The organism is Luteipulveratus halotolerans (assembly GCF_001247745.1).
Lineage (GTDB): Bacteria > Actinomycetota > Actinomycetes > Actinomycetales > Dermatophilaceae > Luteipulveratus > Luteipulveratus halotolerans.
This window is the reverse complement of the sequence record NZ_LAIR01000002.1, coordinates 502,668-527,833: the sequence shown is the minus strand read 5'-3', so window position 1 is coordinate 527,833 and position 25,166 is coordinate 502,668. Positions and strand designations below refer to the sequence as shown.

The window sequence follows — 25,166 nt, the reverse complement described above, 5'->3', positions numbered from 1 at the left end:
CGGCACGCGAGCACAGTAGGACCTGCCCGGCGGACACGCCCGACGCGGCGGCGGGTGTGTCGCCTCAGGCGAGCGGACGCCCGGTGCCGACGCCGCTCAGCTCGTCGTGCAGAGCGATGATGCGTGCCTCGGCAGACCCCGGGTCCGGCACCGGGCCGTGGGTCGACAGCAGGTCCGCCGCGGCGTACGCGGCGACGCCCTCGTCGTACCTCTGGATCGCGCGGTCGTCGGCGCCGCCGTCGAACGGCCAGTTGATCCGGATGCTGCCGAGCCCTGCTCGCCACGGCTTGGCGGTGAGGCGCGCACGGTAGGTCTCGTGCTGCCGGCACAGCTCGATGTAGACCGGGTCGCTGTCGAGGCCGACCAGGACGTCGCGTGCCTCCTGGGACGCGGGCGCAGCATCCGTGCCGGTGACGAGGACCCGCAGCCCAGCGGTGACGTACGCCCGTACGCCGAGGTCGGGGTGCGCGGTCGCCCATGCCTGAACCCGGACGAGCGCGTGCGTACGCGGGTCGTCGGCGGGGTCGGCCGAGGGAGCCTCGGCCCGTCCGAGGAGGCGCGACCAGCGGCCGCGACGCGCGGGCGCTGCAGGAGGTTCGGCGTCGATGTCGGCGACCAGGACGCGCTCGGTGTTGAGGACGTGCGCCGCATCACGGTTGCGGGTGACGAGGGCCACCGTCTCACCGTCGACGACGAGCTCGCGCAAGGTCTCCTCCCGCAGCGGCAGCCGCGGGTAGTAGCCGCCCAGCAACGGCCGGCCGGCACGCACCTCGGCGAGCGCCGCGTCCAGCCGCTCGCGGGCGACCCGGGCGGCGTCGGCCACCGACGTGTCGGACCAGCCGTGCACCCCGAGGTGCCACGGGCGGCCCGCCGGGTCGGGCGCCTCGCCCTCGTCCTTGACCCAGAACCGCGCGATCCTCACAGGCTGTGACCGACGAACACCGGCTCGTTGACCAGCCGTACGCCGAACGCCGCCTCGACGCCGTCGCGGACCTCGCGGGCGAGCGCCGCGATGTCGGACGCCGTGGCCGCGCCGCGGTTGGTGACGGCGAGCGTGTGCTTGGTCGACAGCGCAGCCGGACCGGGCATGCCGTGGCCCTTGCCGAAGCCGGCCTTGTCGATCAGCCACGCGGCGCTGGTCTTGAGCGAGCCCCGGTCGCCGGGGAACTCCGGCGGCGCCACGCCCTCGCCCAGTCGGTCGGTCACGCGGCGGCGGAACACCTCGAAGTCGGCCGGGCTCAGCATCGGGTTGGTGAAGAACGAACCGCACGACCAGGTGTCGTGGTCGTCGGCGTCGAGCACCATGCCGCGCTTGCGCCGCTGAGCGATCACGCCGTCACGGGCGTCGGCGAGCGCGACGCGGTCGCCCTGCTCGACGCCCAGCTGGCGGGCCAGGTCGGCGTACGCGATCGGCTGCGACTGCTCGGTCAGCTCGAGCTGGAACAGCACGTCGAGGACCACGAATCGTGCGGTGCCCTTGAACTGCGAGTGCCGGTAGGTGAATCCGCAGTCCGCGTTGGCGAACGTGCGGACCTCCTGGCGGTGCCGGTCGTACACCCGGACGGACGCGATGGTCTGCGCGACGTCCTGGCCGTAGGCACCGACGTTCTGCACCGGCGTCGCACCGGCGAGGCCAGGGATGCCCGACAGGCACTCGACGCCCGACCAGCCCTCGGCGACCGTGCGCGCGACGAAGCCGTCCCACTCCTCACCGGCGGCGACGCGGACCATCGCGCCCGCGCAGCCGTCGGCGGACTCCAGCTCGACGCCGCTCGTACGGACCACGACGGCCGTGCCGGCGAACCCGTCGTCGCTGATGACCAGGTTGGACCCGCCCGAGACGACGAGCAGCTCTTCGTCGGCGTCGTCGACCTCGCGCACGGCGTCGACGAGCTCATCGGTGGTGCTGACCTCGACCAGCCGCGCCGCCGGGCCGCCCACGCGCATCGTGGTGTACGACGCCAGGTCGGCGCCTTCGTACTCGCGCATCAGCCGAGCGCCACGGTCGCGAGCGCGCGGGTGAGCACCTTGGCGCCGTCGTGAGTGGCCGTGATCTCGACGACGGCGCGACGGGTCTCGGCGTCGACGGACTTCACGACCGCACTCACCTCGACGTCAGCGCCGCCGTCGTACGAGACCGGCACGGGAGCGCTGAACCGCGTGGAGTACTCGAGGACGGTGCCGGCGTCACCGACCCAGTCGACGACGACCTGGACGGCGGCGCCCATCGTGAGCATGCCGTGCGCGATCACGTCGGGGAGACCGACAGCCGTCGCGAACCGCTCGTCCCAGTGGATCGGGTTGAAGTCACCGCTCGCACCCGCGTAGCGCACGAGCGCCGCGCGGTCGAGATGGATCGTGCGGGTCGGCAGCTGCTGGCCGACCTCGGCCTGGACCTGCGCCATCACTCGCCTCCTCGGATGACCATGAGCGACGTGGCCGTGCAGACCGGGTCGCCGCCGGTGGCGGTGATCTGCGTGATGAGCGTGACCATCGAGTGGCCGCCGGCCTGGCGTACGCGCTCGACCGTGGTCTGCGCGGTGACCTCGTCGCCGGCGACCGCGGGACGGTGGTGGACGAACTTCTGCTCGCCGTGCACCAGCCGACCGAAGTCGATGCCGGCCTCGGGGTCGAGGATCGCGTGCGCCTCACCCTGCTGCGCCACGCTCACCAGGAACGTCGGCGGCGCGACTACGTCGGCGTAGCCGCGGGAACGAGCGACCTCGACGTCGGTGTGGGCGGTGTCCTTCGCCTGCACCGCCTCGGCGAGCTCGCGGATCTTGGCGCGGGAGAGGACGTACGGCGCGGTGGGTGGGTACGTCCGACCCTCCACCTCAGGATTCACAGGCACACCCCGCAGCCTAGGACGCCGCACATGCGAAACGCCGCCCGGTCCGGGTGGACCAGGCGGCGTCGGGAACGCTGTGAGCGGACTCAGCGAGTCTCGCGGTGCTCGGTGTGCTTGCCGCAGCGCGGGCAGAACTTCGCCAGCTCGAGCCGGTCGGGGTCGTTGCGGCGGTTCTTCTTGGTGATGTAGTTGCGCTCCTTGCACTCCGTGCACGCCATGGTGATCTTGGGGCGGACGTCTGCGCTCTTGCTAGCCATCGGGGCAACCTGCTCTCGGGAAGTTCGTCTCGGTCCAGCTCGGCTACCCGGACCGGGTCCTGCGTGTCTGACTTGGTAGCGGGAGCGGGGCTCGATCCCGCGACCTCACGATTATGAGTCGTGCGCTCTAACCAGCTGAGCTACCCCGCCGTGGGGCTGATGGGCCGCCCGTGTGACGGGCCGGCTCTCAACCAGAGCCCCCAAACGGAATCGAACCGTTGACCTTCTCCTTACCATGGAGACGCTCTGCCGACTGAGCTATAGGGGCCTGCGCTTCGCCCGAGGCACGCGACCGATCGGCCGCGCCTCACAGCAGCGCAGGACGAGGTTACACGTCCACCCCGGCCAACGCGAAATCGAGCCCTCCGCAGACGCCGAAACCCGCTCCAGGCCTGGCCCGGAGCGGGTTTCGGGGCGTCGTACGAGCGTGGCTCAGGCCAGCGGTGTGATGCTGCCGCGGGCGTGCTCCGTGCCCTTCTTGTGGTTGCGCAGCGCGATGTCGAACCCACCGGTGGTGGGGTCCTGACGCGCGACGAACCGGACGGTCGACGGGATGAGCACCGGCTTGCGGAACGACACGTCGTACGTGAACGCCTCCGGCAGCCGGTTCTCCAGCGCCCCGAGCATGCGGGCCATGCTCCAGGCACCGTGCGCGATGGTCTGGGGGAAGCCCAGCGCCTTGGCCGCGAACGGGTTCATGTGGATCGGGTTGACGTCGCCGCTGACCGCCGCGAAGCGTCGGCCGAGGTCGCCGGGCAGACGCCACAGGGCGCCCGGACCGTCGACCGCGTCGCCGGAGTCGGCCTGCTCCTGCGCTGTGCCCTCGGCCTTCTGACCGCGGTACAGGTAGGTGCTGACACCCTCCCAGACCAGCTCGTCACCGACGCGCGCCTCGCTCAGCACGTCCGCGAGCGCACCACGGCGGTGCGGGCGGGCGTTGGCGGTGCGCACGGTGAGCGTGACGGCCTCGTCGAGGCTCACCGGACGGTGCTGCGTGATCCGGTTGGACAGGTGCACGCTGCCCATCAGCGGGTACGGGTAGGAGCGGTCGGCGAACAACGTCACCTGCAGCGGGAACGACAGGTTGTGCAGGTAGGTCGCCGGCAGCTCGTTGCGCAGCGGGAACCCGGTCAGCTGGTCGTACGCCGCCAGGTGCCCCGCGTCGACCCGGATGTCACGCCGGACGACGTCCAGCTGCGGCAGGGCCTTGCCCGAGCGCAGCTGGGCGGTCGCCACGGCCTTGGCCATGACGGGCGCGAGCGACGGGCTGGAGGTCAGCTCGATGGTGCGCGTCATCGTGCCCTCCGTCGCGCTCGGTCGAGCTCCGCTGCGGCCGGGCGCTCGGCTAGCGCCTCGCCCCCAACCTTCGCTGCACTCTTCTCGCCGCTCATCAGGCCCCCAGCTGGCTCTGCCCGCACACCCGCAGCACCTGACCGGTGACGCCGGCGCTGCCGGGCTCGGCGAAGAACGCGATGGCCTCGCCCACGTCGACCGGCTCGCCACCCTGCAGCAGGGAGTTCAGGCGACGGCCCACCTCACGGGTGGCGACCGGGATCTTGGCGGTCATCTCGGTCTCGATGAAGCCGGGCGCCACGGCGTTGACGGTGATGCGACGGGCCGCGAGCTCCTTGGACAGCGAGCGGACCATGCCGATGACACCGGCCTTGGACGCGCCGTAGTTGACCTGGCCGCGGTTGCCGCCGATGCCGGCGATCGACGCGACACCGATGATGCGACCGCCGTCCTTGAGGCCACCCTCGACACTCGGGTCGAGCAGCACCTTGTTGATGCGGAACTGCGACTGCAGGTTGACGTTGATGACGCTGCCCCAGCGCGCCTCGTCGGTGTTGACGAAGAGCTTGTCGCGGGTGATGCCGGCGTTGTGGACGATCACGTCGAGCCCGCCACCGGTCTTGGCGACGGCAGCCGCGATCTTCTCGCCGGCGTCGGGCGCCGTCACGTCGAGCTGCAGCGCGGTGGCGCCGAGCTGGTTGGCGACCTTGGACAGGGCCTCACCGGCGGCCGGGATGTCGACGACGATGACCTTGGCGCCCGCGCGAGCGAACACCTTGGCGATCTCGGCGCCGATACCGCGGGCGGCACCGGTGACGACGGCGGTCTCGCCGAGGAACGGCTTGTGCCAGTCGTCGACGTCGGGGACCTCGCCCTCACCGATGCGGATCGGCTGGCCGGAGACGTACGCCGACCGGCTGGACAGGAAGAAGCGCAGCGGCGCGGCCAGCACGGCCGAGTCGCCCTGGGCCTCGAGGCTGAGCCAGAACAGGTTGGCGGTGCCACCGGCGCGCAGCTCCTTGCCGAGCGAGCGCGTGATGCCCTCGAGCGCCTGCTGCGTGGCAGCGGCCTCGGGGTCGGCGAGCTCGTCGGGCGGGGTGCCGATGACGATGACGCGGGCGTTCTTGCCGAGCGCCTTCACCGCCGGGCCCAGGGTCGTACGCAGACCCTCGAGCTCGTCGAGCGTCCGAGCGCCCGAGGCGTCGAAGACGACCGCGGCGAGCTTGTCGGCGTACTGCGAGTCCGCAGTGGCCGCAACGACCTCCGCACCCGAGGCCTTGATGATGGCGGCGGCCGACGACGCGACCGTGCCCTCACCGATGCCGCCCACGGCGGCCGGGCCCTCGAGCAGGTCCTGGCCCTCCTTGTAGCGACGGAGCAGAGCAGGACGGGGCAGGCCGAGCTTGGTCGTGATCGTCTTGCCGATGCCCTCGTTGGCGAACTTGGTCAGCGTGTCAGTCACTTGGTGGCCTCCAGAATCGCGACGACGCCCTGGCCGCCCGCGGCGCAGATGGAGATCAGGCCACGGCCCGAGCCCTTCTCGTGCAGCTGCTTGGCGAGCGAGGCGACGATGCGGCCGCCGGTGGCGGCGAACGGGTGACCCGCCGCGAGCGACGAGCCGTTGACGTTGAGCTTGCTGCGGTCGATGGAGCCCAGCGGGGCGTCCAGGCCCAGCTTGTTCTTGCAGAACTCCGGGTCCTCCCACGCGGCGAGCGTCGAGAGCACCGTCGAGGCGAAGGCCTCGTGGATCTCGTAGAAGTCGAAGTCCTGCAGCGACAGGCCGTTGCGGGCGAGCAGACGCGGGACGGCGTACGCAGGAGCCATCAGCAGGCCCTCGTCACCGTTGACGTAGTCGACCGCGGCCGTCTCGGCGTCCACGAAACGGGCGAGCACCGGCAGGTTGCGCTCAGCGGCCCACTCGCGGCTGCTGAGCAGCACGGCCGAGGCACCGTCGGTGAGCGGCGTGGAGTTGCCGGCGGTCATCGTCGGGTTGTCACCGCTCTTGCCGTAGACCGGCTTGAGCTTGGCGAGCTTCTCGAGCGAGGTGTCGGCGCGCAGGTTCTGGTCCTTGGACAGGCCGAGGTACGGGGTGACCAGGTCGTCGAAGAAACCACGGTCGTACGCCGCCGCGAGGTTCTGGTGCGAACGCAGCGTGAGCTCGTCCTGGGCCTCACGGGTGATGCCCCACTGAGCGGCCGTCTGCGCCATGTGCTCGCCCATGGACAGGCCCGTACGCGGCTCGGAGTTCTGCGGCTGCTCGGGCGCGATCTGGTTGGGGCGGATCTTGGCGAACGCCTTCAGACGCTGCTGCGTCGTCTTGGCGTAGTTGGCCTCCATCAGCGTCTTGCGCAGCTCGTCGTTGAGGGCGAGCGGCGCGTCGCTGGTGGTGTCGGAGCCGCCGGCGATGCCGGAGTCGATCTGGCCGAGGGCGATCTTGTTGGCGACCAGGATGGCCGTCTCGAGGCCGGTGCCGCACGCCTGCTGCACGTCGTACGCCGGCGTGGTCGGGGCCAGGTGCGAGCCGAGGACGGCCTCACGGGTCAGGTTGAAGTCGCGGGCGTGCTTGATGACGGCACCCGCGGCGACCTCGCCCAGGCGCTCGCCCTGCAGGCCGAAACGAGCGACGAGACCGTCGATCGCAGCCGTGAGCATGTCCTGGTTGGAGGCCTTGAGGTACTTGCCACCCGAACGGGCGAAGGGAATGCGGTTACCGCCGACGATGACGACGTCGCGAGTGCTCATGCGCTCTCCTGCGTTGCGATGCGTGAGGCCGGTCCAGGGCGGACGCCTCTGATGACTTACCGGTACGGACAGTAGCAGGTACAACGCGTAGCGGGTACTGTCCATTCCATGAGCGCATCCCCACGAGACCCGCTGGCCCGGCCGGACGGTCGCGACAGCCGCTGGGAGCAGCACCGGCTCACCCGTCGACAAGAGCTGGTCGACGCCGCCATCAGGGCGATCCGTGAGCAGGGCGCGAGCATCGGGATGGACGAGATCGCCGCTTCGGCCGGCACCAGCAAGACCGTGATCTACCGGCACCTCGGCGACCGCCTCGGGCTCTACATCGCGGTCTGCGAGGCGGTCGACACGCTCATCGTCAAGGACGTCGGCACCGCACTGGACCACTCGGTCGACGCCGCCGACCTGGACCAGCTGCGGACCGACCCGCGCCCCGCGCTCGCCGCGGTCATCGACAGCTATCTGCGGCTGGTCGAGCGCGACCCCGAGCTCTACCGGTTCGTGACGCGACGCCCGCTGGTCGACGTCCCGGTCGAGCAGGACCCGGTCACCGGGCTGTCCGACGCGATCGCCACCACGCTCGCCGGCATCTTCGAGGGCCCTCTCGCCGAGTCCGGCGGCGACCCGACCGCCGCGCTCACCTGGGCCCACGGCCTGGTCGGGTTCGTCCGCGAGTCCGCCGACCGCTGGCTCGTTGACCCGCGTCGCCTGCCCCGCGAGGCTGTGGTCCACCAGCTCGCCGACTTCGCCGCGTTCGGGCTCACCGGAGTGCTGGGCACGACACGTACGACCTCGTAAGCGCCACCGCACCGTCGTCCAGGAGTTGACATGGTCACCAGTCCACAGATGTCCGACGCCCCCGCACGGCCCGAGCTGACCTCCGGCCCGGAGGTGGTCGAGTCGATCCGCACGGTCCTCGACGGCGCCTGGGGCGATCTGCGGCAGCGCATCCGCACCGAGCTGCGGCCCGAGCAGATCCTCGGGGAGCCCGGCCAGAGCATCACCGAGCAGCGCGCCCGCGTCCGCGACCAGCTGCTCGGCCTCGCCGAGGCCGGCTACGGCCGGATCGGGTTCCCGGCGGCGTACGGCGGTGAGCTCGACTACGGCGCCTCGTGCGTGGCGTTCGAGATGCAGGCCTACGGCGACCTGTCGTTGCTGGTCAAGCTCGGCGTGCAGTTCGGGCTGTTCGGCGGTGCGGTCGCGCGCCTCGGCACCGAGCGCCACCACCAGGCCTACCTCGCCGACATCATGGCCGGAAGGTTGCTCGGGTCGTTCGGCATGACCGAGGTCGGGCACGGCAGCAACGTGCAGCGCCTCGAGACGACGGCGACGTACGACGCCGCCACCGGTGACCTCGTCATCCACACGCCCACCGAGTCGGCCGTCAAGACCTACATCGGCAACGCCGCGCAGGACGCCCGGATGGCCGTGATCTTCGCCCAGCTGATCACCGACGAGGGCGGCCACGGCGTGCACGCGGTGCTTGTCCCGGTGCGCGACGAGGCCGGCGCAGCGCTGCCCGGAGTCACGATCGGCGACAACGGCGTCAAGGCCGGGCTGCCCGGCGTCGACAACGGCACGTTCGCGTTCGACCAGGTGCGCGTACCCAAGGCCAACCTGCTCAATGCCTTCGGCGACATCGACGACAACGGCCACTACGTCTCGGACATCGACAACGAGAACCGCCGGTTCTTCACCATGCTCGGCACGCTCGTCCGCGGCCGGGTCTGCGTCGGCGGCGGCTCGGGCTCGGCGGCCAAGAAGGCGCTCGCCATCGCCATCCGCTACGGCGACCAGCGCCGCCAGTTCGAGGCGCCCGGCGCCGAGCAGGAGGTCGTCGTGCTCGACTACCTCGCTCACCAGCGCAAGCTGCTCCCCCGCCTGGCGAAGTCGTACGCACTCAGCCTCGCTCAGAACGTCGTCACCGAACGCCTCGAGGAGCTGCACGGCGCCGGAGCCGCACGGAGTGGGCCGTCGGTCGACGATGCCGGGCGGGAGAGCCTGCGAACCCGGCCGGAGGAGGAGGGCGGCGAGAGAAGCGCTTCGGACCAGGAGGCGCAGCGCGAGCTCGAGACCCGCGTGGCCGGGCTCAAGGCCGTCACCACCTGGCACGCGCTCGACACCATCCAGACCTGCCGCGAGGCCTGCGGCGGCGCCGGCTACATGGCCGAGAACCAGCTGGGTCAGATGCGGGCCGACGTCGACGTCTTCACGACTTTCGAGGGCGACAACACGGTGCTCCTGCAGCTGGTCGCCAAGGGCCTGCTGACCGAGTACAAGGAGATGTGGGGCGACCTCGACCCCGCCGAGATGGTCGGTCTGGTCAGCAAGCAGGTCGCCGAGGGTGTCGTCGAGCGTACGACGGGTCGCGCGGGTCTGCAGCGGCTCCTCGACCTGGCCAAGGGCCGCGACGACGACTCGGCGCTCGACGACCGCGGCTGGCAGCTGTCGATGTTCGAGCAGCGCGCCGATCACGTCCTCGAGACGGTCGGCAAGAGACTGCGAAAAGCCACCAAGGACAACGCTTTTCAGCTGTTCAACGCCGCTCAGGACCACGTGCTGCTCGCGGCCCGTACGCACATCGACCGGATCGTCATGGAGGCCTTCGCGGAGGCCGTGGACGACATGCCCGAGGGTCCGGCCCGCGATCTGCTCGACCACGTGTGCAGCCTCTACGCGCTGGCGTCGATCGAGGAGGACAAGGCCTGGTTCATCGAGCACGGTCGGCTGACGACGGCCCGGTCGCGGGCGGTGACCGCTCAGGTCAACCAGCTGTGCGGTGACCTACGGCCGCATGCCCAGGCGCTCGTCGACGCACTGGGCATACCCGATGGGTTGATCACGGCACCTATCGCACAGCGCGCAGGCGAGGCGCGCTGACCACCTCCCCGTGGTGCCAGCGGCGGGCGCGGCGCTGCACCGGTGCGGTGACCGCCGGCTCGACCTGCGGCGTGTGACGAGTCGCGGCGCGCTCGCGGTCGGCCTGCATCTGCTGGGCGATCTGCTCGTTGGGGCGGAAGAACGTGGCGAACATGGTCGTGTCCTCTCGGGTGGTGGGATGCGGTGGTGGGTGCGATGTGCGGTGCTCAGATGTGGCGCAGGTCGATGCGACCGCTGGCGGTGAGGATGTGCAGCTCGATGTGCGCCTGACCCTCGGTCGGCTCGCCGGCCGACGCGATGTCGCGGTGCACGGTGCCACTGACGGTGTTGATGTCGGCCCACACCGGGACGCCTTCGGCGAGGGCGATGGCGACGTCACCGGAGGCGGTGCGGATCTTCACCGCGCCGCCGCGCAGGCCCTGCACCGACACATCGCCCGAGGCGGTCGTGACCGTCACTCGCTGAGTGGTGTCGCCGATCGCGACGTTGCCGGAGCCGGTCTTGAACGACGACTCGGTGCCGCAGCCGTCGATCGCGAGGTCACCCGACCCCGACGAGATGTCTGCCGCGCCGGCGACCCGGCCGATGCGTACGCCGCCTGACCCGGACTTGCCGCGCAACGCACCGCCGACCTCGGCGATCCGGATGTCGCCCGAACCGGCCGTCGACACGACGTCGCCGGCGAACTGGGAGGCCTCCACGTCACCGGAGCCCGTCGTGAGCGCGCCCTGACCGAACCGGCCCGAGGTGCGGACATCGCCCGACCCCGTGCGGACGACGAGGTCGCTGCCGGTCGGGACGACAACGGTCACGTCGACCCGCTCGTGCCGGCTGAACAGGCCGGAGCGCTTGTGGCTCTTGACGACGATGCGACGTCCTTCCTGCGTCACCGTGACGTCATCCGCGCCCGGGCCGTCGACCGTGACCTGACTCGTGGCGACCTCGTCGGCGGTGACGTCGACCTGGCCGCTGCCGATCTCGACCGACAGCTCCGCCGGCTCGGGCGTCTCGAACGTGAACTCCTGCATGGCGTACTCACTTCCTGGAAAAGGGTGTGCGGGATCGCAGGACGTCGGTCGACGCCCCGTGTCGGGTGGGTGGTGGGAGTGCTTAGAGCCAGCCGCTCATGCGACGTGGTCCGCGGCCTCCGAACGGGTCGAACGACGCCGTCACGTGGACGCGGGCGTCGTCCTGGGTGGCCTGGCGGATCGCGTTGACCAGCCAGGTGTTGAGCGACTGCCCGGAGTCGGCGGCACGCTCCTCGGCCTTCTTCTTGACGTTCTCGGGGAGCCGGAGCGTCACGCGGGCCAGGCTCGCGTCGGCCTCGGGCTCCGGCGGCGCAGGAGGTGCGGGCGGGGCCGGCGGCGCCATCGGCTCGGGTGCCGTGACGTCGACGACGAAGTCGAGCTCGCGACCGCTGAGGCGGACGTCGACCGTGCCGGACGGCATCTCGGCGGTGATCTCGGCGGCCGCCTGGGTGACGGCCTCCATCAGGGCGAGACGGGCGGACGGGTCGAGCGCGATGAGGAGCCGCTCGGCCGCGGCGCGCCCGCTCTCCTCACCGACCGCTGCGGCGTTCTGCAGGTCTCGGCGGAGGAGCTCGACGTACGGCGTGATGTCCATGCGCACCACTATGACGTCATCATGACGTCACGTCAAGAGATTGATGGCGTCACGTGATGTCGTGGCGGCGTCACGGCGCCACCACCGGCGTACGGTGAGGCCATGGAGGTGCTGCGCACGCACGGTGTCGAGGTCGCGTACGAACGGGTCGGCAGCGGGCCGCTGGTGCTGCTCGTGCACGGGAGCGCGTGCGACAGTCGGATCTGGCGACCGCAGCTCGACGCGCTCGCCGACGACCTCACGGTTGTCGCCTGGGACCAGCCCGGCGCAGGTCGGTCGTCCGACCCGCCGCCCGGGTTCACGCTGAGCGACTACGCCGCGTGCCTCGCCGACCTCGTCGACCACCTCGCCCTCGGACCTGCGCACGTGGTCGGCCACTCGTGGGGCAGCACCCTCGCGCTGGAGCTCTACCGTCAGGCACCCGAGCAGGTCGCCACGCTCGTCCTCGTCGACGCGTACGCCGGCTGGAAAGGCTCGCTGCCGGCCTCCGAAGTGCGCGCCCGCGTCGAGCGCACGCGGGCGATGCTCGCCGCACCGCCGGCCGAGAACGTCGAGCTGCCAGGGGTTTTCGCGGGTGAGCCACCGGCGGAGTTCGCCGAGCTCGTACGCCGGCTGGCGGCCGACGTACGCCGCGGCCCGATGGCCGACCAGCTGACGGCTATGGCCGAGGCGGACCTGGGCGGCATGCTCGGCTCGATCGACGTGCCCACCCTGCTGCTGTGGGGAGAGCTCGACGCGCGGTCACCACTGACCGTCGCCCGCCGGATGGAGGCGGCGATCCCCGGCGCGCGGCTCGTGACGTTCGCCGGCGCGGGGCACACGCTCAACCTCGAGCGGCCGGCCGAGCTCAACGACGCCGTGCGCGAGTTCGTCCACGCGCACCCGGGCTGACCGTCACGACGTCGCCGTCGCCTCTCGCTCCGGCGCGACGACCGAGGCCTGGTCGCAGCGCTGCTGCAGCCCGAGCGCGGCCAGGACGGCGCCTGCCAGCACCAGTGCGGCGCAGCTCCACATGGCGCCGCGGTAGGCGTCGGCGACGGCCGGACCCTGCTCGTACTCACGACCGGACAGGCCGACGACCAGCGGCAGCACCGCGATGGCGAGCAGACCTGCGGTGCGCGAGACGGCGTTGTTGATGCCGCTGGCGAGCCCCGACCGGCTCTGCGGTGCGGCCGCGAGCACGGTGCCGGTGAGCGGCGCGACGAGCATCGACAGCCCGAAGCCCATGAGGGTGACGCCGGGCAGGATGTGGCGTACGAACGACGGATCGTCCGGTGCGAGCGCCAGCAACGACAACGCCACGACGATGACGAGCGAGCCCGCGAGCATCGGCGTACGGGCTCCGTACCGCGTCGCCACTCCCCCGAACCGGGATGCGAGGAAGAGCATCACGATGCTCATCGGGACGGTCGCGGCGCCGGCCGCGAGCGGTGTCCAGCCGGCGCTCACCTGCAGGTAGACCGCGAGGAAGAACATGCTTCCCGAGAGCGCGGCGTAGACCAGGAGCGTCACGAGGTTGATGACGCTGAACGTGCGGTTGGCGAACATCGACAACGGCACCATCGGGTCACGCTCGCTGCGCTCGGCGACGACGAACGCCACACAGGCCAGTACGCCGACCGCCAGACTCGCAAGGGTCGTCGCCGACGCGCCGGTCTCGGGCCACGCGGTGAGCGCCCACGTGATGCCGGCCAGACCGATCGGTGCGAGCAGCACGGCGGGCACATCGGTGTGGTGCGAGGCGTGCTCGTCGCGCGACTCGGGCGCCCAGCGCAGCAGCACCAGGATGATCGCGGCCAGGGGCAGGTTGATCCAGAACGCCAGCCGCCAGTCGATGCCGACCAGCCAGCCGCCCACGACCGGGCCGCCCGCGGTGGCGATGCCGAGCATCCCGGTCCACGCACCGATCGCCTTCATCCGGTCGTCGGGGTGAAAGCTCGCCTGCAGCATCGCGAGGCTGCCCGGTGTCAGCAGTGCCGCAGCGACGCCCTGCAGCAGGCGGGCTCCGACGAGGGTCTCGATGGTCGGCGCGAGGGCGCACGCCAACGACATGATGGCGAATCCGCCTATGCCCCAGGCGTATACGCGCTTGCGGCCCAGCCGGTCGCCGAGCGATCCGCCGATGAGGATGAGCGACGCGAGCGTCAGTGTGTAGCCGTTGATGACCCACTGCAGACCAGCGAGGTCGGCGTCCAGCTCGGCACCGATGTGGGGCAGGGCGACGTTGGCGATGGTGCCGTCGAGGAAGGCCATCCCCGAGCCCAGGATCGTCGTCAGCAGCAGCAACCGGCCCTGCGGCTCGTTGATGCGCAGCCCGGCGGTGTCGTCCACCTCACCCACACTGGCGCAACAGCCCGGCGCCGCGCCACATTCCGCGGGTGTTGGATGGGCGGCAGTGAGTCATCAAGCCCTGGCCCTCGTTCTGGTCGCCGCCCTGTGCCATGCCCTGTGGAACATCGCCGCCAAGTACGTCGACGGCGACCGCTTCGTCTTCGTGTGGTTGTACGAGGCCCTGTCGACGGTGCTGTGGCTGCCGGTCGGGGTCGTGCTGCTCCTGCGTACGGACCGACCGTGGTCGTGGGCGCTGCTCATCGCCTCGGTGGGGTCGGCCGTCCTGCACATCGCGTACAACCTGCTCCTGCAGACCGGGTACGACCGGGCGCCGCTCGGCGTCGTCTACCCGGTCGCGCGCGGCACCGGTCCGCTGCTGAGCATGCTCGTCGCGATCGCGCTGCTCGGCGAGCGACCCGGCTGGCACCCGGCCCTCGGCGGCCTGGCGGTCGTCATCGGCGTGGCCGTGGTCGCGACGCGCGGCTTCGGCCGCGCCGGCACGCTGTCCCGCCCGGGGCTGACGTACGGGCTCGCGACGGGGGCGACCATCGCGGCGTACACGCTGTGGGACGGCCACGCCGTCGACGAGCTGGCTCTGCTGCCGCTGCCGTACTTCGCGCTCACCGTGCTGTGGCAGACCGTGCTGATGACGCCTGAGGTGGTGCGTCGGCGGCAGCGCGTCGCGGCGACGGTTCGCGGGTCGTGGCGGCCGGCCGCCGTCACCGCGGTGCTGTCACCGGTGGCGTACGTGCTGGTGCTGGAGGCGATGCGGACCACGCCGGTCTCCCTGGTCGCTCCGGCGCGGGAGTCGAGCATCATCGTCGGCTCGCTGCTCGCGTGGTGGTTGTTCAAGGAGCCCGGGCCCGTACGCCGGCTCACCGGTTGCGTGGTCGTCATCGCGGGGATCACCCTGATTGCGTGGGGCTGAGACTCACGCGGCACTAGCGTCGTGCCCGTGCCCACTCCTGACCAGCTGACGGCGACCGTCGACGCCTGCCGAGACCTGATCCGCACCCGCTTCCCCGAGGGCGAGGAAGGCGCCGCCGCAATGCTGCTGGAGGACGGCACGATCCTCACGAGCACGGCACCCGAGGTGTTCAACGCCAGCGTCGAGCTGTGCCATGAGGTCGGGGCGTTCTGCGAGGCGTACAAGCTCGACCAGGCCGTCGTCGCCTCCGTCTGCCTCTTCCACCGCGCGGACGGGTCGATGCTGGTCCTGAGCCCGTGCGGCGTCTGCCAGGAACGGCTGATCCAGCACGGCCCCGACGTGCTCGTCGCCACCGCCGCCCTCCCGGCGACGGACGAGATCGCGTGGCGCACGCTGCGCGAGGTGCACCCGGCGTTCTGGGGTCGGGTCCTGGACAGCTCGCCCTGGCCGCCGGGAGCCTGAGCCGTGCCGGACAAGATCGACCTCAAGAAGACCCTCGACTCCTACCGGGCCACCGCCGGCGAGCTGAGCCTCATCGACGTCCCGCCGCTGTCGTACCTGATGGTCGACGGGCACGGCGACCCCAACACGGCACCGGCGTACGCCGACGCGCTCGCCTCGCTCTACCCCGTTGCCTACGCGCTGAAGTTCGCGAGCAAGGGCCAGGGCCGCGACTACGTCGTACCGCCGCTCGAAGGACTCTGGTGGGCCGACGACATGGCGGCGTTCACGACTCGCCGCGACAAGGCGCAGTGGGACTGGACGATGATGCTGATGGTGCCCGCGTGGCTGGACGCCTCAGCGGTCGAAGCTGCCCTGGCCCGGGCAGCTGCCAAGAACCCGCCTGCACTCGAGAAGGTCCGGTTCGCAACGCTTCTCGAGGGTCGATGCGTCCAGACGTTGCACGTCGGCTCGTACGACGACGAGGCCGGTGTGCTCGCGCGGATGCACGACGAGTACATCCCTGCTCACGGTCTGCGACTCGACGGCAGGCATCACGAGATCTACCTCAGCGACCCGCGCCGCGTCGCACCCGAACGGCTGCGCACGATCCTGCGCCAACCGGTCGTTGACTCTGCCACGATGTGAGAGGCCACGCTGAGCGCATGCCCGGTACCTCGGATCTCATGCCCATCGGCCGCTTCTCCGCACTCACGCGGATCAGCGTGCGGATGCTGCGCCACTACGACGAGCACGACGTCCTGCGGCCGGCGTACGTCGACGACACCACCGGCTATCGGTGGTACGCGACGACGCAGCTCGCCGACGCCCAGCTCGTCCGTCAGCTGCGCGACGTGGGGTTCGGCGTACCCGCCATCGGTGCGCTGCTGGCCACACGAGGCGACTCCACCTTCGGCCGGGCGCTGGACCAGCAGCGTGCGGCCCTCGTGGACGACGTCCGCGCGGCGACGCACCGCCTCACACTCATCGACAAGGTGCGCGAGGCGCATCGACAGGAGCAGACCATGGACATCACCCTCGACCGCACATCGTTCGCCGCCCGCACGGTTGTCGCGCTGCGCGGCACGATCCCGTCGTACGCCGACGAGGCCCGGCTGTGGGAGCAGATGCTCCCCGAGCTGGGACGGCAGGACATCACGATGACCGGCCCGTGCGGCGCGATCGACCTCGCCGACGAGTACCAGGAGAGCGACGTCGACAAGGAGGTCTTCGCACCGGTTGCAGCGGGAACGACGGCCGCCTCACCGCTCGTCGTACGCGATCTGCCGGAGCTGCCGGCGGCGCGGGCGGTGCTGACCGGGCCGTACGACCAGATCGGCGAGGCGTGCGACCAGCTGGTGCGCTGGGCCTCAGACCAGGCGCTGCAGGGTCTGGCCGGGATGCGCTACGTCTACGTCAACGACGTGCGCGCCACCCCGCCCGAGCAGCTCGTGACGGAGATCTACCTGCCCGTCGCCGGCTGAGCGGCCGGCACACGACGTTCGTGTGGTCACGGAGTGAGGCCAGGCTCACGGTATGACCACGCGAGCGCCCGACCCGGCCTGAGCACGACGAAGGCCCCGGAACCTGACGGTTCCGGGGCCTTCGTGCACTGGTGGTGCCAGGTCAAGGATTCGAACCTTGGAAGGCAAAGCCGACGGATTTACAGTCCGCTCCCATTGGCCGCTCGGGCAACCTGGCATGAGTGCACGAGGAGGATAGCAACGGGAGCGGCCCGGACTCCAATCGGCTACTCGGCCTCCACCTTGCGGTAGGCGACGACGTGGTCGGCGAGGCCGTACGCCACCGCAGCCTCGGGGTCGAAGATCCGGTCGCGGTCGGTGTCGCGGCGCAGTGTCTCGACCTCCTGCCCGGTGTGCTCGCTCAGCACCTGCTCGGCCGCGGCGCGCAGCCGGATGACCTCGTCGGCCTGCAGGATCAGGTCCGGGATCGCTCCCCTGCCCTGCCCGGACGGCTGGCTCAGCAGCACCCGCGCGTGCGGCAGCACCGAGCGGGAGCCCTTCGTACCCGCCGCGAGCAGCAGCGCCGCGGTCGAGCAGGCCTGCCCCACCACCGTCGTCGCGATCGGCGGCCGCACGAACCGCATCGCGTCGTACACCGCGAAGGCCGCCGTCAGCGAACCGCCGGGCGAGTTGATGTAGAGGCTGATCTCACGCGTCGGGTCCTGCGACTCCAGGTGCAGGATCTGCGCGATCAGCGCGTTGGAGACACCGTCGTCGATCTCGGTGCCGAGGTAGACGATGCGCTCGGTCAGCAGGTGGCTGTAGACGTCCATCACGCGATCGCCGCGCGAGCTCGTCGCGATGACGTTGGGGATCGTGTAGGTGCTCATCGCGCACCTGCCAGCGCGCCGAGGCCCATCCGCGTCCGCGGTCGTGGTCGGACCGCGTCGAGATCGGTGAGCACGTCGTCGACGAAGCCGTACGCCTTCGCCTCCTGCGCGGTGTACCACCGGTCCCGCAACGAGTCCTCGAAGATCGTCTCGACGGTCTGCCCGGTCATCTCGGCGATGAGCCCGAGCACGGTGTCGCGGGTCTGGCGCAGGTCGTCGGCCTGCAGCTCGATGTCGACCGCGCTGCCTCCGATGCCGGCCGACCCCTGGTGCATGAGCACCTTGGCGTGCGGCAGCGCGAACCGGCGCCCCGGCGTACCCGAGGTGAGCAGGAACTGCCCTGCGCTGCAGGCGATTCCGAGCGCAAGGGTCGACACGGCGTTGGGGATGAGCCGCATCGTGTCCATGATCGCGAGCATCGCCGGCACCGAGCCGCCGGGCGAGTTGATCCACAGGCTGATGTCGGCCTCCGGGTCGCTCGCCGACAGCAGGAACAGCTGCGAGCACAGCCGCGTGCCGCCCTCGTCGTCGAGCGCACCGTCGAGCAGCAGGATGCGCTGGTCGAGCAGCTGGGTCGCGGACAGGTGGTTGAGAGGGTTCGGGGGCGCTTCATCGCTCATGGCCTCACCCTCCGGCGCCCGCGCGCGGGAGACCAGAGATCTCTGCTGAGGGCAGAGCGGGCGTACGCCGGCCGCACCCCGAGGCGGCATACTCAGGACGCGACACCAGCGACCCCAGGAGGACCCATGGCCGACAGCTCGTTCGACATCGTCAGCAAGACCGACAAGCAGGAGGTCAGCAACGCCCTCCAGCAGGCCGCCAAGGAGATCTCCACCCGGTACGACTTCCGCGGCGTCGGCGCCGAGATCGACTGGTCCGGCGAGAAGATCCTCATGAAGGCCAACTCGGCCGAGCGGGTGCTCGCGGTGCTCGACGTGTTCCAGACCAAGCTGGTCAAGCGCGGCGTGTCGCTGAAGTCGCTGGAGTACTCCGACGACGGTGAGCCCAAGCCGTCCGGCAAGGAGTACCGCCTCGAGGCCACGCTGCGTGACGGCATCTCGCAGGAGAACGCCAAGAAGATCTCCAAGATCATCCGCGACGAGGGCCCCAAGTCGGTCAAGGCCCGCATCGAGGGCGACGAGCTGCGCGTCAGCTCCAAGTCGCGCGACGACCTGCAGGCCGTGCAGCAGCTGCTCAAGGGCTCCGACCTCGACGTGGCGCTGCAGTTCACCAACTACCGGTGAGCGAGAGCACCGGCCCCGCCGCCGACGTCGCCGAGATCGAGCGCATCGTCGACGTGTTCTTCGGAGCGTTCGTGAGCGGCCCGGAGGCGGCCGGCCGGCTGGCCGCGCTGCATGAGCTGTTCCTGCCGGAGGCCGTCGTGGTCGCCACCTGCGGGCAGCCGCCCCGGGTGTACGACGTCGACGGCTTCATCGCGCCCCGTCGTGAGCTGCTGATGAGCGGCGCCCTCACGGACTTCACCGAGTGGCGCGGCGGCGGTCGTACGGACGTGTTCGGCGACATCGCGCACTGGTGGGGCGACTACGGCAAGGCGGGCAGCCAGGAGGGCGAGCGCTTCACCGGGCGCGGCATGAAGTCGATGCAGCTGGTACGCATGCCGCAGGGCTGGCGCATCAGCGCGGCCGTCTGGGACGACGAGCGCGACGGCCTGAGCATCGACTAGTCGTAGATCACGGCCTCGCCGCGCCGGCGCAGGCCGTCGAGCCCGTCACGCATCTGCTGCAGCTGCTCGGGCGTGTGCCCGGTCCAGTCGTGCAGCTCGCCGACGATGCGCACCGGCTCGCGGGTGCGGTAGGACCGCGTGGGGTTGCCGGGCAGCTTCTTGTCGGTGACGTTGGGGTCGTCCTCGATGTCACCCGTGGGCTCGACCACGAAGATCCGCCCTGGCCCGTCGCCCGCCGCCATCTCGGCACCCCACGCAGCCGCGTCGAGCGTCGCCGTGACGTAGACGTGGTTCATGATCCGGCCCTGCTCGTAGTTGGACTCGCGGCCCGGCACGAGCAGGTCGCCGACGACGAGGTCGGCCTTGGTGCCGTGCAGGAGGACGCCCTCCTCGTAGACCTCGAACGGCGTGGGCGGCGTGCCCATCAGGCCGGTCGCTCGCACAGGTCGCCGCCCTCGGCGCCGCTGCCGCTGCCGCAGCCACCGGAACCGCACCCGCAGCCGCCACCGCAGCCACCGGCGCGGGGCATCGGAGCGGTGCCGCGGTCGTCGTACGCCTGCTGCAGCCCCGCGAGGAACGTCTCGACCGGCTGGGCACCGGAGACGAGGTACTTGCGGTCGAGCACGAACGCGGGCACGGCCTTGATGCCGATCTGATTGGCGGTCGCCTCGTCCGAGCGGACGTTGATGCCGAAGTCGTCGGACGCGAGCATCGCGAGCGTCTTGTCACGGTCGAGACCGGCCTCGGCGGCGAGGTCACCAAGCGTCTCGCGGTCACCGATGGCCCGGCCCTCGGAGTACCAGCCGCGCATGATCCGGTCGGTGACGGGCTGTTCGAGGTCGAGGCTGCGCGCGTAGTGGATGACACGGTGCGCGTCGTGCGAGCTGCCACCCTTGAGCTGCTCCCACTGGAAGTCCAGGCCGACCGCGGCGGCCTGCTGCGCCATGAGGCGGTGCTGCGCGCGCAGCTCGTCGACGGGCGCGCCGTACTTGCGGGCCACCGCCTCGATGACCGGCTCGTCGGAGGTGGCCGGCGCCTGCGGGTCGAGCTCGAAGCTGTGCCAGGTCACCTCGACCTCGTCGCGGTGCTCGAACTGCTCGAGGGCGAGCTCGAGGTGGCGCCGCCCGAGGTGGCAGAACGGGCAGACGATGTCGCTCCAGACGTCGATGATCACCGCTCAACGATAGGTCGACACCCGCGTACGGCCTAACGGGTGTCGTCCGGGGCGTCATGGCGCCCATTCCGACACCCACTGGTGCTGTCCACAAGCTCGCCAGCACAGTTCGGCCGGCCAGGCCACACTCCCGTCATGCCCGATCGCTCCGCGCGCCAACGCATCGCCGCCCCACTCGCCCGCCGTCAGGGCGGAGTCGTGAGTCGCGCACAGCTCGAGGCGCTCGGCATCACACGCTCGGAGATCAAGGTCGAGCTCGCGGCCGGGCGGTGGCACGCACGCGGTCGGCACGCCGTCGCCGTCCACGAGGTCACCCGGGACGGCCTGTTCGCAGCAGCTCTGATGGAGGTGCGCGGTGACGTCAGGCTCGACGGCGTGTCCGCCTTGATCTACCGCGGGCTCACAGGCTGGGACGAGGACCTGATCCATGTCTCCGTGCGCCACGGCACGCACGCTCCACCCGTCGCGGGCACCTCGATTCACCGAGTACGAGATCTCGAGCCGTGCGCGATCGGTGTGGGCCTCGCGACGAGCCACCCGACGTACGCCGCGATCCGCGCAGCTGTGTGGGCACGCTCGGACCGGGCTGCCATGACCATCCTGGCGATAGCGGTGCAGCAGGAGGTGGTCGCCGCCGACGCTCTGCTCGAGCGCTGGCGTCGGTGGAAGCGCCGGATCCCGCGACGAGCCCTCATCGATCAGGTCATCCGCGATGTGTGCGCCGGGGCCCAGTCACTCGGCGAGCTCGACTTCGCCCGGCTGTGCCGCGAGCGTGGCCTGCCCGAGCCGGACCGCCAGGTGGTGACGAAGGGGCCGAAAGGCCGCATCTTCCTCGATGTGCGCTGGAGCACGCTCGGCGTCGTCGTCGAGATCGACGGGGCACATCACGCATCAGGGCTGATGCCGGTCGACGACGCGCTCCGTCAGAACCAGGTCGTCCTGGGCGGCGACGTCGTTCTGCGCATCCCTGTCCTGGGCCTGCGCCTGGAGCCCGACGGATTCATGAACCAGGTCGCGCAGGCTCTCACTACCGCTGCTGAACGGCTCGCCTCGTAGCTGCGAGCGGGCCCAACGGGTGTCGTCCGGGGCGTCATGGCGCCCATTCCGACACCCGCTGCGCGCAGCCCCGTCGCTCAGGCGGCGCCGACCATCCGCAGGGCGGTGGCCGCCTGATGGTCGGCGATCTGCTCGGGCGTCCACGGGCCGGCGTCGTCGTACCAGCGGGCGACGTCGACCCCCATCCCCGCGATCGAGCGCCCCGTGAGCGCGACGTCCGCACAGCTGAACTCGCCCGCGTCGACGCCGGCCTGCAGCACGCCGAGGATCAGCTCGGAGATCTCCGTGGCGAGCGCGTCGGTGCGGGCGCGGTGCTCGGGCGTCAGCGCGGCCGCCTCGTAGTAGACGATCCGCGCTGAGGTGTGGTGGGCGGCGTGCCGCTGGGCGAACGCCCACACCAGCGCCCGCAGCTGCTCGGTCGGTGTCTCGTGGGAGGCGACCGCCTCGCGGACCGAGTCGAGGATCGCGCGGTGGCCGACCTCGGAGATCTGGAAGAGCAGCGACTCCTTGGTCGGGTGGTGCACGTAGACGGCGGCAGGGCTCATACCGGCCGCGGCCGCGATGTCTCGCGTCGTCGTACCGTGAAATCCCTTGGCAGCAAAGGCGTTTCGGGCGGCCTCGACGATGCCGGCGCCGGGCTCTCCGGCCCTGCTGGGCGGCGTACGACGACCAGCACCTGTACGTGCGACCTGCGCCACCACGACCTCCGACCTCTCCGACGACAGGGCCGCGCGGACGACGGCCATCGGGCAATTCTGCCCCTTCCGTTGACGAGGGTGCCCCCATGAGGGACGCTAAGCAAGCGCTTAGCGTTAAGCGCTTGCTTACCTCTGACGAAGGAGACCGCCGCATGCCCCGCAACATCTACTCCGAGGACCACGAGGCGTTCCGCGCATCCGTGCGTGAGTACGTCGAGCGGAACCTCCAGCCGCGCGCCGACGACATGATCCGTGACCACGTGATCGCGCGCGACCTGTGGATCGAGGCCGGCAAGCAGGGCTTCTTCGGTCTGACGATCCCCGAGGAGTTCGGTGGCGCGGGCATCGACGACTACCGCTTCAACGCGGTGCTCGCCGAGGAGCTCGCCGCGTTCAACGCCGCGACGGCCTCCTGCTTCGGCATCCACTCCGACATCACCGCGCCGTACATCGTGGCGCTCGGCACCGAGGAGCAGAAGCAGCGCTGGCTGCCCGGAGTGGCTACGGGCGAGAAGATCCTCGCGATCGGCATGACCGAGCCGTCCGGCGGCTCCGACCTCGCGGCCCTCAAGACCACCGCGGTCCGCGACGGCGACGACTGGGTCATCAACGGCTCCAAGACGTTCATCACCAACGGCCACCAGTGCGACCTGGCGGTCGTCGCGGTGCGCACCGACCCGAGCAAGGGCGCCAAGGGCATCTCGCTGTTCGTCCTGGAGGCCGGCGACGAGGGCTTCTCCAAGGGCCAGCCGCTGGACAAGGTCGGCCAGCCCGAGTCCGACACCTCCGAGCTGTTCTTCGACAACGTGCGCGTCCCGGCCGACCGCATGCTCGGCAGCGAGGGCCAGGGCTTCATCGTGATGATGCAGAAGCTGCCTCAGGAGCGCCTCGGCAACGCGATCGCCAACATCGCCAACGCCGACCAGATCCTCAAGGAGACACTCGCCTACGCCAAGGAGCGCAAGGCGTTCGGCCAGCCGATCGGTGCCTTCCAGCACAACAAGTTCAAGTTCGCCGAGCTGGTCACCAAGGTCGAGGTCACCCAGGCCTACGTCGACGACTGCGTCGCCGCGCACGCCGAGGGCAAGCTCACCGCCGTCGACGCCGCCAAGGCCAAGTGGTGGGCCGCCGAGGTGCAGTGCGCCGTGCTCGACGAGTGCGTCCAGCTGCACGGTGGCTACGGCTTCATGAACGAGTACCGCGTCGCCCGCGCCTGGAAGGACGCCCGCGTCCACAAGATCTGGGCGGGCACGAACGAGATCATGAAGGAGCTCATCGGTCGGGACCTGGGGCTCTGAGATGGGCCGCCTGAGCGGCAAGGTCGCGATCGTCACCGGTGCGAGCCGGGGCATCGGGTACGCCGCCGCCGAGCGTCTCGTGGCCGAGGGCGCCAAGGTGTGCATCACCGCCCGTAAGCCGGAGGCGCTCGACGAGGCCGCCGCGGCGCTGGGCGGCCCCGAGGTCGCCCTCGCCGTGGCGGGCCGGGCCGACGACCCGGACCACCGGGCCGACGCGATCGCCCGCACCGTCGAAGCGTTCGGCAGCATCGACGTGCTGGTCAACAACACGGGCATCAACCCGGCGTACGGCCCGTTGCTCGAGCTCGACCACGCCGCGGCCCGGAAGATGTTCGAGGTCAACGTGCTGTCCGCGCTGGCCTGGACCCAGGGCGTCCACGCGGCGTGGATGCAGGAGCACGGCGGCTCGGTCGTCAACGTCGCGTCGATCGCCGGCATCCGCCCGGCGCCCGGCATCGCGATGTACGGCGTCACCAAGGCGGCCGTCATCCACCTCACCGAGGAGCTCGCGATGGAGCTCGGCCCCGACGTCCGGGTCAACGCCGTCGCACCGGCCGTGGTCAAGACGAAGTTCGCCACCGCGCTGTACGAAGGCCGCGAGGAGCAGGTCTCCGCGGAGTACCCGCTCAAGCGGCTCGGCGTACCGGAGGACATCGGCTCAGCCGTCGCGTTCCTCGCATCGGACGACGCATCGTGGATCACCGGTCAGACGATGGTCCTCGACGGAGGCGTCACGTTGCGCGGCGGCGTCTGAGCTCGACTGGCATCATCGAAAGTCCCTGCTACTCAAGGAGAATCTGCATGTCAGAGACCCGTACCGCCATCGTCACCGGTGCCGCTCGCGGTATCGGCGCAGCGGTCGCCAAGCGCCTCGCCAAGGACGGCCTCCAGGTCGCCGTCATCGACCTCGACGAGGCTGCGGCGACCAAGACCGCTGACGAGATCAACGCCGAGGGCGGCAAGGCCATCGGCGTCGGCGCCGACGTCAGCAACGAGGAGGCCGTCAACGCGGCCGTCGAGCGCATCGCCTCCGAGCTCGGCGCTCCGACCGTGCTGGTCAACAACGCCGGCGTCCTGCGCGACAACCTGCTGTTCAAGATGTCGGTCGACGACTGGGACACCGTCATGAACGTCCACCTGCGTGGCTCGTTCCTGATGACGCGTGCTGCTCAGAAGTACATGACCGAGGCGAAGTTCGGCCGCATCGTCAACCTCTCGTCGACGTCGGCGCAGGGCAACCGCGGCCAGGTCAACTACTCCTCGGCCAAGGCCGGTCTGCAGGGCTTCACCAAGACGCTGGCGATCGAGCTCGGCAAGTTCGGCGTCACCGCCAACGCCATCGCTCCGGGCTTCATCGCCACCGACATGACGGCGGCGACCGCTGAGCGGGTCGGCATGGAGTTCGAGGCGTTCAAGGCCGCGGCTGCACAGGCGATCCCGGTGCAGCGCGTCGGCAACCCCGACGACATCGCCGCAGCGGCGTCGTTCTTCGCCAGCGAGGAGGCCGGGTTCGTCTCCGGTCAGGTGCTGTACGTCGCCGGCGGACCGCAGGACTGAGCG

Annotated in this window: 30 protein-coding genes and 3 tRNA genes; 13 read left to right on the top strand and 20 right to left on the bottom strand. The window is 70.7% G+C overall.

Annotated features, from left to right (window positions below):
* Positions 1–64: 64 nt before the first annotated feature.
* The 10 genes from VV01_RS03045 to VV01_RS03000 all read right to left on the bottom strand — a co-directional run bounded on the left by VV01_RS03045 (position 65) and on the right by VV01_RS03000 (position 7,140).
* Entirely contained in the window at positions 65–922 is an 858-nt protein-coding gene (locus VV01_RS03045; RefSeq protein ID WP_050668595.1) for a hypothetical protein, read from the bottom strand.
* On the bottom strand, positions 919–1,989 hold the full coding sequence (locus VV01_RS03040; RefSeq protein ID WP_050668594.1) for a UDP-N-acetylmuramate dehydrogenase: 1,071 nt from the start codon (positions 1,987–1,989) through the stop codon (positions 919–921). The genes VV01_RS03045 and VV01_RS03040 overlap by 4 nt, the downstream gene beginning before the upstream one ends.
* Positions 1,989–2,405: a MaoC family dehydratase gene (locus VV01_RS03035; RefSeq protein ID WP_050668593.1), complete on the bottom strand. Its 417-nt coding sequence runs from the start codon at positions 2,403–2,405 to the stop codon at positions 1,989–1,991. The genes VV01_RS03040 and VV01_RS03035 overlap by 1 nt, the downstream gene beginning before the upstream one ends.
* Positions 2,405–2,851 carry an FAS1-like dehydratase domain-containing protein gene (locus tag VV01_RS03030; protein ID WP_050668592.1) on the bottom strand — a complete coding sequence of 149 codons (447 nt, stop codon included), beginning with the start codon at positions 2,849–2,851 and terminating at the stop codon, positions 2,405–2,407. Before VV01_RS03030 ends, VV01_RS03035 begins: the two co-directional genes overlap by 1 nt.
* Before the next feature lie 83 nt (positions 2,852–2,934).
* A complete protein-coding gene (gene rpmG / locus VV01_RS03025; RefSeq protein WP_050668591.1) occupies positions 2,935–3,105 on the bottom strand; it encodes a 50S ribosomal protein L33 in 171 nt (56 codons plus the stop codon).
* Positions 3,106–3,178: 73 nt separating this feature from the next.
* Positions 3,179–3,255, bottom strand: a tRNA-Met gene (locus tag VV01_RS03020).
* Between the two features lie 45 nt (positions 3,256–3,300).
* Positions 3,301–3,373 (bottom strand) — tRNA-Thr (locus tag VV01_RS03015).
* A gap of 164 nt (positions 3,374–3,537) precedes the next feature.
* On the bottom strand, positions 3,538–4,401 hold the full coding sequence (locus VV01_RS03010; protein WP_050668590.1) for a MaoC family dehydratase: 864 nt from the start codon (positions 4,399–4,401) through the stop codon (positions 3,538–3,540).
* A gap of 94 nt (positions 4,402–4,495) precedes the next feature.
* Positions 4,496–5,860 carry a 3-oxoacyl-ACP reductase gene (locus VV01_RS03005; protein WP_050668589.1) on the bottom strand — a complete coding sequence of 455 codons (1,365 nt, stop codon included), beginning with the start codon at positions 5,858–5,860 and terminating at the stop codon, positions 4,496–4,498.
* A complete protein-coding gene (locus VV01_RS03000; RefSeq protein ID WP_050668588.1) occupies positions 5,857–7,140 on the bottom strand; it encodes an acetyl-CoA C-acetyltransferase in 1,284 nt (427 codons plus the stop codon). Before VV01_RS03000 ends, VV01_RS03005 begins: the two co-directional genes overlap by 4 nt.
* Positions 7,141–7,248: 108 nt before the next feature.
* Between VV01_RS03000 and VV01_RS02995 the strand changes: the two genes are divergently transcribed.
* Complete coding sequence (locus tag VV01_RS02995) at positions 7,249–7,938, top strand: TetR/AcrR family transcriptional regulator (protein WP_050668587.1); 690 nt, start codon at positions 7,249–7,251, stop codon at positions 7,936–7,938.
* Between the two features lie 30 nt (positions 7,939–7,968).
* Positions 7,969–10,020 carry an acyl-CoA dehydrogenase family protein gene (locus tag VV01_RS02990; protein WP_082220798.1) on the top strand — a complete coding sequence of 684 codons (2,052 nt, stop codon included), beginning with the start codon at positions 7,969–7,971 and terminating at the stop codon, positions 10,018–10,020.
* Here the strand turns inward: VV01_RS02990 and VV01_RS02985 are convergent.
* From VV01_RS02985 to VV01_RS02975, 3 genes are all read right to left on the bottom strand, one after another.
* Positions 9,989–10,174 (bottom strand): hypothetical protein, encoded by a 186-nt coding sequence (locus tag VV01_RS02985; protein ID WP_050668586.1) that lies wholly within the window; start codon positions 10,172–10,174, stop codon positions 9,989–9,991. The two genes, VV01_RS02990 and VV01_RS02985, sit on opposite strands and share 32 nt — an antisense overlap.
* Before the next feature lie 52 nt (positions 10,175–10,226).
* On the bottom strand, positions 10,227–11,048 hold the full coding sequence (locus VV01_RS02980) for a DUF4097 family beta strand repeat-containing protein (protein ID WP_050668585.1): 822 nt from the start codon (positions 11,046–11,048) through the stop codon (positions 10,227–10,229).
* Between the two features lie 82 nt (positions 11,049–11,130).
* Positions 11,131–11,643: a toxin-antitoxin system HicB family antitoxin gene (locus tag VV01_RS02975; protein WP_050668584.1), complete on the bottom strand. Its 513-nt coding sequence runs from the start codon at positions 11,641–11,643 to the stop codon at positions 11,131–11,133.
* 102 nt (positions 11,644–11,745) lie between these two features.
* On the opposite strand from VV01_RS02975, the gene VV01_RS02970 reads away from it, so the two are divergent.
* A complete protein-coding gene (locus VV01_RS02970; RefSeq protein ID WP_050668583.1) occupies positions 11,746–12,534 on the top strand; it encodes an alpha/beta fold hydrolase in 789 nt (262 codons plus the stop codon).
* 3 nt (positions 12,535–12,537) lie between these two features.
* Here the strand turns inward: VV01_RS02970 and VV01_RS02965 are convergent, their stop codons facing one another.
* Positions 12,538–13,974, bottom strand: coding sequence for an MFS transporter (locus VV01_RS02965; RefSeq protein ID WP_050671688.1), 1,437 nt, complete (start codon positions 13,972–13,974; stop codon positions 12,538–12,540).
* Between the two features lie 64 nt (positions 13,975–14,038).
* Here VV01_RS02965 and VV01_RS02960 point away from each other — a divergent pair, with 64 nt between their 5' ends.
* The 4 genes from VV01_RS02960 to VV01_RS02945 are packed head-to-tail and all read left to right on the top strand — an operon-like array spanning position 14,039 to position 16,827.
* The gene (locus VV01_RS02960; protein WP_050668582.1) at positions 14,039–14,902 is read left to right on the top strand and encodes a DMT family transporter; all 864 of its coding nucleotides are present in this window, start codon (positions 14,039–14,041) and stop codon (positions 14,900–14,902) included.
* A gap of 27 nt (positions 14,903–14,929) precedes the next feature.
* A complete protein-coding gene (locus VV01_RS02955; protein WP_071606496.1) occupies positions 14,930–15,364 on the top strand; it encodes a cytidine deaminase in 435 nt (144 codons plus the stop codon).
* 3 nt (positions 15,365–15,367) lie between these two features.
* A complete protein-coding gene (locus VV01_RS02950) occupies positions 15,368–15,991 on the top strand; it encodes a GyrI-like domain-containing protein (RefSeq protein ID WP_050668581.1) in 624 nt (207 codons plus the stop codon).
* Positions 15,992–16,008: 17 nt separating this feature from the next.
* Complete coding sequence (locus VV01_RS02945; RefSeq protein ID WP_050668580.1) at positions 16,009–16,827, top strand: MerR family transcriptional regulator; 819 nt, start codon at positions 16,009–16,011, stop codon at positions 16,825–16,827.
* 132 nt (positions 16,828–16,959) lie between these two features.
* Here the strand turns inward: VV01_RS02945 and VV01_RS02940 are convergent.
* The 3 genes from VV01_RS02940 to VV01_RS02930 all read right to left on the bottom strand — a co-directional run bounded on the left by VV01_RS02940 (position 16,960) and on the right by VV01_RS02930 (position 18,316).
* Positions 16,960–17,044: transfer RNA gene (locus VV01_RS02940), tRNA-Tyr, on the bottom strand.
* A 49-nt stretch (positions 17,045–17,093) separates the two neighbouring features.
* The gene (locus VV01_RS02935) at positions 17,094–17,696 is read right to left on the bottom strand and encodes a ClpP family protease (RefSeq protein WP_050668579.1); all 603 of its coding nucleotides are present in this window, start codon (positions 17,694–17,696) and stop codon (positions 17,094–17,096) included.
* Positions 17,693–18,316: a ClpP family protease gene (locus VV01_RS02930; RefSeq protein ID WP_050668578.1), complete on the bottom strand. Its 624-nt coding sequence runs from the start codon at positions 18,314–18,316 to the stop codon at positions 17,693–17,695. Before VV01_RS02930 ends, VV01_RS02935 begins: the two co-directional genes overlap by 4 nt.
* A gap of 126 nt (positions 18,317–18,442) precedes the next feature.
* Between VV01_RS02930 and VV01_RS02925 the strand changes: the two genes are divergently transcribed.
* Both VV01_RS02925 and VV01_RS02920 read left to right on the top strand, forming a co-directional pair.
* Positions 18,443–18,940 carry a YajQ family cyclic di-GMP-binding protein gene (locus VV01_RS02925; RefSeq protein WP_050668577.1) on the top strand — a complete coding sequence of 166 codons (498 nt, stop codon included), beginning with the start codon at positions 18,443–18,445 and terminating at the stop codon, positions 18,938–18,940.
* On the top strand, positions 18,937–19,380 hold the full coding sequence (locus tag VV01_RS02920) for a DUF4440 domain-containing protein (protein ID WP_050668576.1): 444 nt from the start codon (positions 18,937–18,939) through the stop codon (positions 19,378–19,380). Before VV01_RS02925 ends, VV01_RS02920 begins: the two co-directional genes overlap by 4 nt.
* Here the strand turns inward: VV01_RS02920 and arr are convergent.
* Positions 19,377–19,805 (bottom strand): NAD(+)--rifampin ADP-ribosyltransferase, encoded by a 429-nt coding sequence (gene arr, locus VV01_RS02915; protein WP_050671686.1) that lies wholly within the window; start codon positions 19,803–19,805, stop codon positions 19,377–19,379. The two genes, VV01_RS02920 and arr, sit on opposite strands and share 4 nt — an antisense overlap.
* The gene (locus VV01_RS02910) at positions 19,805–20,554 is read right to left on the bottom strand and encodes a DsbA family oxidoreductase (RefSeq protein WP_050668575.1); all 750 of its coding nucleotides are present in this window, start codon (positions 20,552–20,554) and stop codon (positions 19,805–19,807) included. The genes arr and VV01_RS02910 overlap by 1 nt, the downstream gene beginning before the upstream one ends.
* Before the next feature lie 135 nt (positions 20,555–20,689).
* Between VV01_RS02910 and VV01_RS02905 the strand changes: the two genes are divergently transcribed.
* Entirely contained in the window at positions 20,690–21,610 is a 921-nt protein-coding gene (locus VV01_RS02905) for a hypothetical protein (protein ID WP_071606269.1), read from the top strand.
* Positions 21,611–21,687: 77 nt separating this feature from the next.
* Here VV01_RS02905 and VV01_RS02900 read toward each other — a convergent pair whose 3' ends face one another.
* On the bottom strand, positions 21,688–22,356 hold the full coding sequence (locus tag VV01_RS02900) for a TetR/AcrR family transcriptional regulator (RefSeq protein WP_082220797.1): 669 nt from the start codon (positions 22,354–22,356) through the stop codon (positions 21,688–21,690).
* A 104-nt stretch (positions 22,357–22,460) separates the two neighbouring features.
* On the opposite strand from VV01_RS02900, the gene VV01_RS02895 reads away from it, so the two are divergent.
* Genes VV01_RS02895 through fabG form a run of 3 tightly spaced genes read left to right on the top strand, consistent with a single transcriptional unit; the run spans position 22,461 to position 25,163 of the window.
* Positions 22,461–23,606: an acyl-CoA dehydrogenase family protein gene (locus VV01_RS02895; RefSeq protein WP_050668573.1), complete on the top strand. Its 1,146-nt coding sequence runs from the start codon at positions 22,461–22,463 to the stop codon at positions 23,604–23,606.
* Between the two features lies 1 nt (position 23,607).
* A complete protein-coding gene (locus VV01_RS02890; RefSeq protein WP_050668572.1) occupies positions 23,608–24,360 on the top strand; it encodes an SDR family oxidoreductase in 753 nt (250 codons plus the stop codon).
* Positions 24,361–24,407: 47 nt separating this feature from the next.
* On the top strand, positions 24,408–25,163 hold the full coding sequence (fabG, locus tag VV01_RS02885) for a 3-oxoacyl-ACP reductase FabG (protein ID WP_050668571.1): 756 nt from the start codon (positions 24,408–24,410) through the stop codon (positions 25,161–25,163).
* The last annotated feature ends 3 nt before the right edge of the window (positions 25,164–25,166 follow it).

Excerpts from the sequence above, each read along its gene's own strand:
- VV01_RS03040 (WP_050668594.1), bottom strand. The coding sequence starts at position 1,989 with ATGCGCGAGTACGAAGGCGCCGACCTGGCGTCGTACACCACGATGCGC.
- VV01_RS03035 (WP_050668593.1), bottom strand. The coding sequence starts at position 2,405 with ATGGCGCAGGTCCAGGCCGAGGTCGGCCAGCAGCTGCCGACCCGCACG.
- rpmG (WP_050668591.1), bottom strand. The coding sequence starts at position 3,105 with ATGGCTAGCAAGAGCGCAGACGTCCGCCCCAAGATCACCATGGCGTGC.
- VV01_RS03010 (WP_050668590.1), bottom strand. The coding sequence starts at position 4,401 with ATGACGCGCACCATCGAGCTGACCTCCAGCCCGTCGCTCGCGCCCGTC.
- VV01_RS03000 (WP_050668588.1), bottom strand. The coding sequence starts at position 7,140 with ATGAGCACTCGCGACGTCGTCATCGTCGGCGGTAACCGCATTCCCTTC.
- VV01_RS02995 (WP_050668587.1), top strand. The coding sequence starts at position 7,249 with ATGAGCGCATCCCCACGAGACCCGCTGGCCCGGCCGGACGGTCGCGAC.
- VV01_RS02990 (WP_082220798.1), top strand. The coding sequence starts at position 7,969 with ATGGTCACCAGTCCACAGATGTCCGACGCCCCCGCACGGCCCGAGCTG.
- VV01_RS02985 (WP_050668586.1), bottom strand. The coding sequence starts at position 10,174 with ATGTTCGCCACGTTCTTCCGCCCCAACGAGCAGATCGCCCAGCAGATG.
- VV01_RS02980 (WP_050668585.1), bottom strand. The coding sequence starts at position 11,048 with ATGCAGGAGTTCACGTTCGAGACGCCCGAGCCGGCGGAGCTGTCGGTC.
- VV01_RS02975 (WP_050668584.1), bottom strand. The coding sequence starts at position 11,643 with ATGGACATCACGCCGTACGTCGAGCTCCTCCGCCGAGACCTGCAGAAC.
- VV01_RS02970 (WP_050668583.1), top strand. The coding sequence starts at position 11,746 with ATGGAGGTGCTGCGCACGCACGGTGTCGAGGTCGCGTACGAACGGGTC.
- VV01_RS02945 (WP_050668580.1), top strand. The coding sequence starts at position 16,009 with ATGCCCGGTACCTCGGATCTCATGCCCATCGGCCGCTTCTCCGCACTC.
- VV01_RS02935 (WP_050668579.1), bottom strand. The coding sequence starts at position 17,696 with ATGAGCACCTACACGATCCCCAACGTCATCGCGACGAGCTCGCGCGGC.
- VV01_RS02930 (WP_050668578.1), bottom strand. The coding sequence starts at position 18,316 with ATGAGCGATGAAGCGCCCCCGAACCCTCTCAACCACCTGTCCGCGACC.
- VV01_RS02925 (WP_050668577.1), top strand. The coding sequence starts at position 18,443 with ATGGCCGACAGCTCGTTCGACATCGTCAGCAAGACCGACAAGCAGGAG.
- arr (WP_050671686.1), bottom strand. The coding sequence starts at position 19,805 with ATGGGCACGCCGCCCACGCCGTTCGAGGTCTACGAGGAGGGCGTCCTC.
- VV01_RS02905 (WP_071606269.1), top strand. The coding sequence starts at position 20,690 with ATGCCCGATCGCTCCGCGCGCCAACGCATCGCCGCCCCACTCGCCCGC.
- VV01_RS02900 (WP_082220797.1), bottom strand. The coding sequence starts at position 22,356 with ATGGCCGTCGTCCGCGCGGCCCTGTCGTCGGAGAGGTCGGAGGTCGTG.
- VV01_RS02895 (WP_050668573.1), top strand. The coding sequence starts at position 22,461 with ATGCCCCGCAACATCTACTCCGAGGACCACGAGGCGTTCCGCGCATCC.
- VV01_RS02890 (WP_050668572.1), top strand. The coding sequence starts at position 23,608 with ATGGGCCGCCTGAGCGGCAAGGTCGCGATCGTCACCGGTGCGAGCCGG.
- fabG (WP_050668571.1), top strand. The coding sequence starts at position 24,408 with ATGTCAGAGACCCGTACCGCCATCGTCACCGGTGCCGCTCGCGGTATC.